At 68.9% G+C, this 10,274-nt stretch carries 9 protein-coding genes; 5 read left to right on the forward strand and 4 right to left on the reverse strand.

Translation table 11 applies throughout. The features are described from left to right. Window positions 1–134: 134 nt before the first annotated feature. Together ACWF82_RS31720 and ACWF82_RS31725 are read left to right on the forward strand one after the other, a co-directional pair. On the forward strand, window positions 135–1,157 hold the full coding sequence (locus ACWF82_RS31720; RefSeq protein ID WP_452507197.1) for a hypothetical protein: 1,023 nt from the start codon (window positions 135–137) through the stop codon (window positions 1,155–1,157). Between the two features lie 113 nt (window positions 1,158–1,270). Then, the gene (locus tag ACWF82_RS31725) at window positions 1,271–3,784 is read left to right on the forward strand and encodes a GmrSD restriction endonuclease domain-containing protein (protein WP_452507199.1); all 2,514 of its coding nucleotides are present in this window, start codon (window positions 1,271–1,273) and stop codon (window positions 3,782–3,784) included. Here the strand turns inward: ACWF82_RS31725 and ACWF82_RS31730 are convergent. Then, window positions 3,781–4,062 carry a hypothetical protein gene (locus ACWF82_RS31730; RefSeq protein ID WP_452507200.1) on the reverse strand — a complete coding sequence of 94 codons (282 nt, stop codon included), beginning with the start codon at window positions 4,060–4,062 and terminating at the stop codon, window positions 3,781–3,783. The two genes, ACWF82_RS31725 and ACWF82_RS31730, sit on opposite strands and share 4 nt — an antisense overlap. A gap of 91 nt (window positions 4,063–4,153) precedes the next feature. Between ACWF82_RS31730 and ACWF82_RS31735 the strand changes: the two genes are divergently transcribed. Further along, a complete protein-coding gene (locus ACWF82_RS31735; protein WP_452507202.1) occupies window positions 4,154–5,104 on the forward strand; it encodes an endonuclease/exonuclease/phosphatase family protein in 951 nt (316 codons plus the stop codon). A 75-nt stretch (window positions 5,105–5,179) separates the two neighbouring features. Next, the gene (locus ACWF82_RS31740; RefSeq protein WP_452507204.1) at window positions 5,180–6,628 is read left to right on the forward strand and encodes a metallopeptidase; all 1,449 of its coding nucleotides are present in this window, start codon (window positions 5,180–5,182) and stop codon (window positions 6,626–6,628) included. Here ACWF82_RS31740 and ACWF82_RS31745 read toward each other — a convergent pair whose 3' ends face one another. The 3 genes from ACWF82_RS31745 to ACWF82_RS31755 are packed head-to-tail and all read right to left on the reverse strand — an operon-like array spanning window position 6,629 to window position 9,372. Then, a complete protein-coding gene (locus ACWF82_RS31745; RefSeq protein ID WP_189033237.1) occupies window positions 6,629–7,093 on the reverse strand; it encodes a 6,7-dimethyl-8-ribityllumazine synthase in 465 nt (154 codons plus the stop codon). Window positions 7,094–7,117: 24 nt separating this feature from the next. Continuing rightward, the gene (locus ACWF82_RS31750; RefSeq protein ID WP_452507206.1) at window positions 7,118–7,954 is read right to left on the reverse strand and encodes an alpha/beta hydrolase; all 837 of its coding nucleotides are present in this window, start codon (window positions 7,952–7,954) and stop codon (window positions 7,118–7,120) included. Next, window positions 7,951–9,372, reverse strand: coding sequence for a M20/M25/M40 family metallo-hydrolase (locus ACWF82_RS31755; protein WP_452507208.1), 1,422 nt, complete (start codon window positions 9,370–9,372; stop codon window positions 7,951–7,953). Before ACWF82_RS31755 ends, ACWF82_RS31750 begins: the two co-directional genes overlap by 4 nt. 119 nt (window positions 9,373–9,491) lie before the next feature. Between ACWF82_RS31755 and ACWF82_RS31760 the strand changes: the two genes are divergently transcribed. After that, window positions 9,492–10,235 carry a DUF4191 domain-containing protein gene (locus ACWF82_RS31760; protein ID WP_378852521.1) on the forward strand — a complete coding sequence of 248 codons (744 nt, stop codon included), beginning with the start codon at window positions 9,492–9,494 and terminating at the stop codon, window positions 10,233–10,235. Window positions 10,236–10,274: the final 39 nt, after the last annotated feature.

Consider the following 10,274-nt stretch of genomic DNA (forward strand, 5'->3'; position numbering starts at 1 on the left):
CAAACTGCGCGTTGGGCTTGATCACACAATGATCTGGGCGGAGTCTGCGGCGACACACGGCGTGTCGGGGCCGCGGATCGCGGCGGCGAGCGCCGAGGTCACATCTCGGCGCTCGGTATGCCAATCTGGGCGACATGGGTGAGACGAACGATGAGCGCTCCGGACACGTCGACCTGGCCTTGCGGGTGCTCGACGCGCACGTCGCATTCACCAAGGACCAGCTGCTGCAGCCCGCGGGTTTCCGCGAACTCGTCGTCGACGAGGTGGACGGTCTGCTCGCCGAGGCGCAGGAACTGACGCTGGCCGAGGCCGTCACACGCGACCAGATCAAGGACGTCGCGCACAAGTACGCGGTGCAGATCCCGGTCGAGGGCGCGATCCCCGAACTAGTCGGCGAGATCGCCGCCCGGCTGTACAACCACCGCGCCCAGGACGAGACCCCGGTCGGCGACGTCGTGGACAACCGCCGCTTCGACGAGCTGGTCTCGGCCGTGGCCGACATGGAGGTCTCCCACCGGCTGGTGCGGCTGGTACTCAACAGCCCGGTCACCGTCGACGCCTGCGTCGAAGCCGTGCAGCGCGCCGTCGTCACCGCGGTCGACGAGGGCAGGCACGCCGACGGCGGCGGACTGGCGCAGTCGCTGCGCGTCGCGCTCGCCCGGCTGGCCGAGCCCGCGCTGCCCGCGATCGAGAACGGCGTCGGCCGCCTCACCCGCACCGGGGCGCGATTCGTGTTGCGCGGCAACCGCGACGACGCCGACGACGTCCTGCTCGACGCCGCTCGTGAGACCTGGCGCAAGCACACCGGCGACGCGGTCGGCGGCTTCCGCGACCTGGTCTCGGCCAACGATGTGGAAGACGCCGTCGTCCTCACCTTCGAGTTCTGGCGCACCTTCCGCGACACCGACTACTTCCACGCGCTGCTGGACGAGGGCATCGATCACGTCTTCGACAAATACGGCGACACCCCACTGGCCGAACTGCTCGCCGAGCTCGGCATCGGGCGTGAGGACATGATCGAGGAGGCCTTGCGTTTCGGCCCCTCGGTGCTCGGAAAGCTCGACGAGCGTGGCTATCTCGACACCGTGGTCCGGCGCAGGCTGGCGCCGTTCTACGCCTCCGACGCGTTCCGTGCCGCGGTGGCGGATACGCGCTAGCGCGAAGCGTCAACCCGCGAGTCCTGTTCGGCCGCTGGCGCGTCGGTGTTTGTCGGTACGATCCGTGTAAGGATGGAGCGCCTGCGCTACCGGATCGCGATCGAAAGGCTGCCGTGACACGTCTGTCCTCCCTGCTCGACCAGATCGACTCCGGAGCGGTGCTGCTGCCGGAATTCCAGCGCGGTTATGTGTGGAACAGGGACCAGGTGCGCGGGCTCATGCGGTCGCTGTATCTCGGGTATCCGGTCGGCGGACTCCTGGTGTGGGAAACCGGCTCCGAGGACATCGCCGTGCGCGGCGGGGCGGGCGGGTCGGGACTGCGGCAGCTGCTGCTCGACGGTCAGCAGCGCATCACCACGCTCTACGGCATCCTGCGCGGCCGCGCGCCGTCGTTCTTCGAGGGCGACGCCGTCGCCTTCACCGGACTCCATTTCGACGTCGACCGTGAGGTTTTCGAGTTCCAGATCCCCGGCCGCGACACCGCGCCGACCTGGATCGATGTCACCGAGCTGTTCGCGCACGGCCCGGTGCACTACCTGCCCCGGTTCACCGACGTCGCGCAGGAAACCCTCGCCGCCTATCTCGACCGGTTGAACAAGCTGCGCGAGATCACCCACCGCGAGTTCAACGTCGAGACCATCACCGGCTCCGATCGCACCGTCGACGAGGTCGTCGACATCTTCAACCGGGTCAACTCCGGTGGCACCAAACTGTCCAAGGGCGACCTGGCGCTGGCGACGCTGTGCGCACAGTGGCCGCAGGCCCGCGGCAACCTGCGCGACCACCTGATCCGCTGGGACAAGGACGGCTACACCTTCACCCTGGACTGGTTGCTGCGCAACGTGATCGCCGTCGGCAACGGCCGCGCGCACTTCGACGCCCTCGGCGATCTCTCGCCCGCGGAGTTCGAGCAGGCGCTGACCGCGACGTCCACCCAGGTGGACACCTTCCTCGACACCGTGGCCGGTCGCCTCGGCCTCGACCACGACCGAGTCCTCATGGGGCGCTACGCGATTCCCGTGGTGACCAGGCTGCTGTTCCTCAACGGCGGCCGCTTCGACGACGACCTGCACCGCGACCGGGTCCTGTACTGGTACATCCACTCCGCGCTGTGGGGCCGCTTCAGCGGCTCCACCGAGACCTTCCTGCAGCAGGACTACGACACCCTCGAACGCGGCGGCATCAACGGGCTCATCGCCTCGCTGGAGCGGCTGCGCGGCGGCTCGCTCGACCTGTGCGCCGACGATTTCGCCGGCGCCACCAGGGGCTCGCGGTTCTATCCGCTGCTGTACCTGCTGACCCGCGTCGACGGTTCGCGCGACCTGGGCACCGGATCCGAGCTCGGCATCGAGCAGTTCGGCGAGCGCTCGCCGGTGCAGGTGCACTACCTGTTCCCGAAGACCACGCTGCGCGATGCCGGATACGAGCGCAACGAGATCAACGCGATCGCCAACTTCTGCTTCCTCAGCCCCGGCTCGGAAGCGGAGCTCGGCGAACGCGAGCCCGCCGACTACCTCGCCGAGATGGAGCGCAGGCATCCGGGAGTGCTCGCCTCACAATGGATTCCGACCGATCCGGCGCTGTGGCGGGTCGAGAACTACCGCGAATTCCTCCGTGCCCGCCGCAAGTTGCTGTCCGCGGCCGCCGACGCCTTCCTCGAGCAGTTGCGCACCGGCACCCTGCACCGGCCGACGCTGCTGTCCGTCGGCGTCGCCGGGGTGACCATCGGCGATCCGGCGGTGGACCAGGTGAACGCGCTCGTCGACGATCTCATCGCCGACGGTTTCGGTTTCCCGCTGCTCGACAGCGAGGTCTCCGACCCGGTGACCGGCCGCGAACTCGCTGTCGCCGAAGCCTTCTGGCCCGACGGCTTGCAGCCCGGCGTCGGCATGCCGGTGGTGCTGGTGCTCGAGCCGGCCAACGCCGACCTCACCCGGCTCGCCCAGCTCGGTTACGCGGTGTTCACCTCCGTCGACGCCCTGCGCGGCTATGTCGACAACCTGCGCGTCGAGGCCTCCGGTGACACCGGCCTCTACGGCCCCGCCGCCGACGTCGCCGCACTGGCCGACCGCCTGCCCGCCACCTGGGTCGGCAACTCCGAGCAGGTCTGGTTCCGCTTCGCCTGGAACCAGCTCGAGCGCGACCGGGCCGAAAGCCCCGACGCGGCACTGGAACCCGAGCAGGTCGCCCTGCGCTACATCGCCCTGTGGGCGCTGACCCGCACCTTCTACATCCACGCCTTCGACCAGGGCAATCCGGGGGAGTGGCGCTACTACCTCGGCGACGCCATCGGCCCAGCCCCGCTGGTGCCCCGCGATTGGCTGGCCCGGCGCGCCGTCGAATCCGGCGCACTGGCCCCCGGCGCCGCCCCCGGCGACGAGGACATCGCGATCGCCCTGGTCCACGGCGTCATCGAGGTGGTCGAGGACGTCGCCACCGCCCTGGCCCACCTCCTCGGCGGCCCCGGCCTGTTCGCGTCCCTCTGGGCTTCGGCGGGCGCCGCCGAACACTACGGCTACCCCCTGTCCACCGACCAGATCAACGACCTCATCAACCAGGTCGTCAACGACCCGGCCTCCCGAAAGATCCAGGCCTACAACTGGATCGAGGCAGGGCTGCCGCTCTAGGGCGTAGCGGTCGCGCGTTGGAACGTGGTGACGAAGTCACGCAGCGCGGTGCGGTCCTCGGTGTCGACCGGGCGGTAGCCACGGGCGGCTTCGACCGTGACCGCTGTGCCCTTGCGGAGCGGGAGTTCGGTCCAGCACACGGGGAGCACCGGCAGCTGGATGGTGCGGTCGTCGACGGTCAGGGTGAGCGCGGAGGTGTAGCGCCCCGCGACCGTCATCAGCTCCTCGACCGCGTCCTCGGTGAGCGGGCCGGCCGCCGTGAATTCCTCGATGTACATGCCGCCTCCTTCCGCGCCAGTGTATGCCCCACAGAAATCTCTCAAGGCCGCCATAAGTGGGCCGCAATGTCGCCTGCATAGGGTGAGGCGCATGATGCGTGAATGGATGGAACGAGCCTTGCTCGTCCTGGGGTGGGGCGCAGTGATCACGGCGGTGGCCGGGATCGTGTTGCATGTCGGGAACTGGTCGCAGCGGTCGATGGTGTTGCTGGCCTCGGGGGCGATGTGGCTGATGCTCGGCGCGGTCGTCGGGTTGATCTTGCTGCTGGTCGCGCGGAGCTGGCGCAGCTCGGTCGCCGGGGTGGTGGTGCTGGTCGGCGCGCTGTGGCTGGTTGTGCCGTCCTACATTCCGGAGAGCCGCGCGGCCGCGGGGCCGGAACTGGTTGTGTTGCAGTCGAATATCCTCTTCGGCCAGGCAGACCCAGCCGCAGTGGTCGCTGCGGTGCGGGACAACAACGTCGACGTGCTCACCATCGAGGAACTGACCGTCGACGCGATCACGCGCTTGCGTACGGCGGGACTGGATAGCTTGCTGCCTTACGTCTATCTGGAACCGGCCAAGTCCGGCGGCGGTGGCACCGGCATCTACAGCCGATACCCGTTGCGCGACACCGAGAAATACGACGGTTTCATCATGAGCAATATCTCCGCGACGATGGACCATCCGCAGCGCGGCCCGATCTCGGTCTTCGCCTTCCACCCGATCCCGCCGAACCTCGACTTCGCCGCGTGGTCGGCGGAGATGCGCCGGGTCGACGAGATCCTCGCCGCCACCAGCGCGCCCGCGATCGTCGGCGCGGATTTCAATGCCACCCAAGATCATTCGGCCTACCGGGCCCTGCTCGACGGTCCGTTCGCGTCGGCCGCCGACCAGACCGGCGACGGCATCCTGCTCACCTTTCCCGCGGATCGGCGGTGGGGACCGGTGATCGGCATCGATCACGTTCTCGTCGCAGGTGGAGTGGCGCAACAGGTTCGCACGCTCACCATCCCCGGCACCGATCACCGCGCGGTGCTGGCTTCGGTGCGGATGGACAGCTGACCGATCTCGTTTACCATGTGAGCGCTCGACAGCGGACCGCCAGGCGTCCGCGTCATTCCCGGGGAGGAACAGCCGATGATCAGACATCGATGGGGAATTGCCGTGTCCGCGGCACTGGTGAGCGTCGGCATGCTCGTATCCGGTTGCACGGCGACAACGGTCGCCAGTGACCAGGCGGTGCCGGCCATGGACAACCCGTGGGAGGTGGCGGGCGCGACGTCGAACAGCGGGCCGAGCGGATCACGCCCCGGGGTGCCCGACACCGACAAGAAGGCCGAGAACGGCGACAACGGCAAGATCGACAAGCTCGCGCTCAACGCCATCGCCGATATCGAAGAGTATTGGCAGACCGAGTATTCCAAGACCTTCCGCGGCAATTTCAAGCCCGCCTCGAAGTACATCTCGTGGTCGGCCAAGGCGCCGGAGGCGGAATCGGTGCAGTTCTGCAAGAGCAGCACCTACAAGCTGGTCAACGCCGCGTACTGCCCGCTCGACCACACCATCGGCTGGGACCGTTCGGTCCTGCTGCCGCTGCTGGTCGACAAGTACAAGGAGATGTCGGTGGTGATGGTGCTGGCCCACGAGTACGGCCACGCCATCCAGTCCCAGGCCGACCTGCTGCGCGGCTTCCTCACCGACGCCCTGGTGAAGGAACAGCAGGCCGACTGCCTGGCCGGTGTCTTCCTGCGCCATGTCGCCGAGGGCAACTCCAAGCACTTCACCCTCAACACCACCGACGGCCTCAACGGCGTGCTCGGCGCGACCGTCGCCGTGCGCGACCGCGACCCCAATGATCCCGACGCCGTGCACGGTTCGGCGTTCGAGCGGGTCACCGCGGTGCAGATGGGGTACACCGAGGGCGCCAAGTCCTGCAAGGGCATCAACAAGGAGGAGATCGAGAAGCGCCGCGGCGGCCTGCCGGTCACCTTCGAGGACGGCGAGCGCGATGAGCAGCTGCCGGTGAACCAGGAGACCCTGAGCACGCTGGCCACCCAGCTGGGCAAGTCGATGCCGGTGCAGAACGCGCCGAAGTTCGACTACGCGGGCGTCACCCGCAACTGCTCCTCGACCACCACGACCGAACCGGTGTCGTACTGCCCGGGCAGCAACACCATCGGCACCGACCTGCCCGCCATGGCCAAGCGCGCGGGCGAGGGTGCCAGTGGCAAGGAGGAGCCGCTGTCCGCGGTGGTCACCGGCGACTACAACGCCGCGGTGGTCTTCGTGTCCCGCTACGCCCTCGCGGTGCAGCAGGATCGCAAGCTGTCACTGACCGGCGCCGAGTCGGCGGGTCTGCGCACCGCGTGCCTGTCCGGTGCGCTGACCACGAAACTCAGTGAGCCGAGCAGTGATCCGCGCCTGTCGGCAGGCGACCTCGACGAGGCCGTGTCCGGCCTGCTCGCCGACGGCCTCGCGGCCGCCGACGTCAACGGCAAGGTGGTGCCGAGCGGCTATCAGCGCCTCGAGGCGTTCCGCACCGGCGTCCTCGACGGCGAACAGGCCTGCCTGAACCAGTTCAAGTAGTCAGCGCGCCGCGGGCAGTGACCGCAGGGAGCTGAGGGTGTTCGCCACCGCGCGGGCGGCCTCGGCTCCCTTTGTCACGAAGTGGTTGGTGTAGTAGTCGACGTGCTCGCTGTGCTCGTGGAAGTGGTGCGGGGTGAGCACCACCGAGAACACCGGCACGTCGTTGTCGAGCTGCACACGCATCAGGCCATCGATCACCGCGGTGGCGACGAAGTCGTGGCGGTAGATGCCGCCGTCGACGACCAGCGCCGCGGCCACGATCGCCTCGTAACGGCCGGTGCGGGCCAGGCGCTGGGCGTGTAGCGGGATCTCGAAGGCGCCGGGGACGTCGAACACCTCGACAACGGCGGGGTCGAACCCCAGGCCGGCGTATTCGGCGAGGAAGCCCTCGTGAGCCTTGGTGACGATGGAGCTGTGCCAGCTGGCGCGGATGAAGGCGACGGCGCCGGTAGACGTGGTTCCCATGGGCGGAGTCTACTAGGTTCTAAGTTACTCGTCGGTAATATGCCGGGACAGCCAGTCGGTGACATCACCGATGACCTGATCGCGCTCGGGTTCGTTGAACACCTCGTGGAACAGCCCCGGATAGCGCAGCACCGTCACGTCGGCCGAGCCGTTGTCGCGTTCGATCAGGTCCGACCCCGACGGCGCGGCGATGGTGTCGGCGGTGCCGTGCAGCACCAGCAGCGGCGCAGTGAGCGCGCCGAGTCGCTGCTTCACCAGCGCGGTGTGCTGCAGGATCTCCACCGCGGTGCGGGCCGGCAGCTTGCCACGGAACACCAGCGGGTCGTCGTCGTAGGCGCGCACCACCTCGGGATCGCGGCTGATCGTCGACGAATCCAGGGTCAGCACACCGAGATTCGGGGCGAACCTGGTCAGCAGCGGGGCGGCAAGGCGCTGCACCGGATTGCCCAGCGGGATGTCGAGCGGGGGTGCCGACAGCACGATCCCGGCCACGTCGACCGGCCCGCGAGTGGCCAGATGCAGCACCACCAGGCTGCCCATCGAATGTCCGAGCAGGAAGCGCGGCACCCCGGGGTGGGCCGTGCCCGCGACATCGAGCAGCGTCGCGACATTGTCGGCGGCGGCGTGCATCGACCCGATATTGGCCGCGGCGCCCTCCGACAGGCCGTGCCCGATGTGGTCGAGCGCGTACACCGCGAATCCGGCCGCGGCGAGCTTGTCGCCCACATACTCGTAGCGCCCCGAGTGCTCGGCGATCCCGTGCACCAGGACGACCACGCCCTGCGGCGCGGCCTCGGGTTGCCAAGCGCGCCAGACGATCCGGCCGCCGTTGCCGGTGAATTCGCCTGTGTCCGTCGTCATCGCTGCGCTCCTTCTTCGGGGCCTGGCACCACCGCGAGCCGCTCGAGCAGGCGCCGGTTGAACTCGATCAGTCGAGCGTAGTTGAGCCTGGAGATCCGCTCGTCGGTTCCGTGGATGCGTTCCAGGTCGGCCGCGGTCAGCACGATCGGCGCGAAGTTGCAGCGGGTCTGTGCCAGGCCGTCGTAGTGCCGGGAGTCGGTGGCGCCGGGCACGATCCCGGTGGTCGTCACGATGCCGGGGACAACGCCGGTGGCGAGCTCGGCGATCAGCTCGAACGCGGGACCGGGGCCGGTGACCTGCGAGGGTTCCGACGCGGGCCCGACCAGGTCGATCGCAACACCGATGTCGCGGATCACCCGGCGGCAGTGTGCGAGCACCGCCGACACCGAATCACCGGGCAGGATCCGGAAATTCACCAGCGCCTCGGCGCTCTGCGGCAGCACATTGGCCTTCACGCCGCCCCGGATCACCGTCGGCGCGGTCGTCGTGCGGACCAGGGCCTCCGTGGTCGGGCCCGCCGCCAGGATCCGCGCGATGAGCGGCCCGGCGAGCGTGGACAGTCCCCGCGTCTCGGTGAATTCGAGCAGCCTGCGCCGCGGTTCGGGCAGGGCGACCCGCATCCGGGCGAGCATGTCGGTGATCACCGGGGTCAGCCGCAACGGCATCGGATGGTCCTGCACCCGCGCGACGGCGCGCGCGATCCGCCCGACCGCGGTCTGCTTGCCGGGCATCGACGAGTGCCCGCCGGTCTCGGTGACCGAAAGCCGCACCGTCGCATAGCCTTTCTCGCCGAGCATGATGCTGGCCACCGGCCGGTCCACCCCGTCGGCGACGCCGTCGGTGATCACCCCGCCCTCGTCGAGCAGCAGATCGGCGCGCACCCCCTCGGCGCGCAGATGCTCGGCCATCCGGACCGCGCCGCCGTCACCGAAGACCTCCTCGTCGTGGCCGAAGGCCAGATAGACGGTGCGCCGCGGACGGATTCCCGTGCCGAGCGCCCACTCGACCGCCTCCAGCACGGCGAGCACCCGGCTCTTGTCGTCGATCGCGCCCCGGCCCCAGATGAACTCCGCGTCGACGACACCGGCGAACGGGGGATGGGTCCAGCGCTGCGGATCGTCGACCGGGACCACGTCCTGGTGGGCCAGCAGGATCGCCGAGGCGTGCCCTGGCTCGGCGCCGTCCCAGCGGTAGAGCCTGCTGCGGCCGAAGGTGGTCACGGTCAGTTCGGCGTGCACCCGCGGGAACGAGGCCTCGAGGTGCTCGGCCAGCCGGGCGAACTCCGCGTCGGCGGTGTGCGCGGGATCCTCGGTCGAGACCGTCACGCACCGCAGGGCCGCGGCCAAGCGTTCGGCGACCTCGTCGTCGACGCCGTCGGTGACAGGGGAGCTTGCCGGGTTCTCGGTGATCGGGCGCATCCTAGGCATTCTTGCCCGTGCTCGGCCCGTTCGCCGCCGAAGGCGTCCGAATCGCCGTATTCGTGTCGGAGCGTCATGCGGTCCGACGGGCCGGGGGAGGGGCATCTAAGCTGAGAGACATGGCAGGAGGCAAGGGCGGCAAGCCGTCGAAGGAAGCCAGGGCCGCGGCTAAAGCGGCCCGCAAGCAGGCATCACGCGAACGGCGTCAGCAGTTGTGGCAGGCGTTCAACATGCAGCGCAAGGAAGACAAGGCGCTGCTGCCGCTGATGATCGGCGCACTCGTCGGCACCACGGTGGTCTTCTTCCTCATCGGTCTGATCTTCGACATGCAGTGGTTCCTGCTGCCGCTTGGTCTGCTGCTCGGTGTGCTGTTCGCGTTCATCATCTTCGGACGTCGCGTGCAGAAGAACGTCTACCGCAAGGCCGAGGGCCAGGCGGGTGCCGCCGCGTGGGTGCTGGAGAACCTGCAGGGCAAGTGGCGGGTCGCCAACGGCGTCGCGGCCACCACCCAGCTCGACGCCGTGCACCGCGTCATCGGCCTGCCCGGCGTGATCTTCGTCGCCGAGGGCTCGCCGCAGCGGGTGAAGTCGCTCATCGCGCAGGAGAAGAAGCGCACCGCCCGCCTGGTCGGTGACACCCCCATCTACGAAGTGATCGTCGGCAACGACGAGGGCCAGACCCCGCTCAAGGATCTGCAGAAGTTCCTCACCAAGCTGCCGCGCAATATCGACGTCAAGCGGATCGACCAGATCGAAGGCAGGCTGACGGCCCTCAGCTCGCGCAGCGGCCCGGCCATGCCGAAGGGCCCGATGCCCCCCGGCGCCAAGATGAAGGGCATGCAGCGCGCCATCCGCCGCCGCTGAGCCCCACCGATCGCCGCGAGCCCGGCACCTGACCGCAGG

The sequence above is a fragment of the Nocardia sp. NPDC055053 genome, from assembly GCF_053608285.1.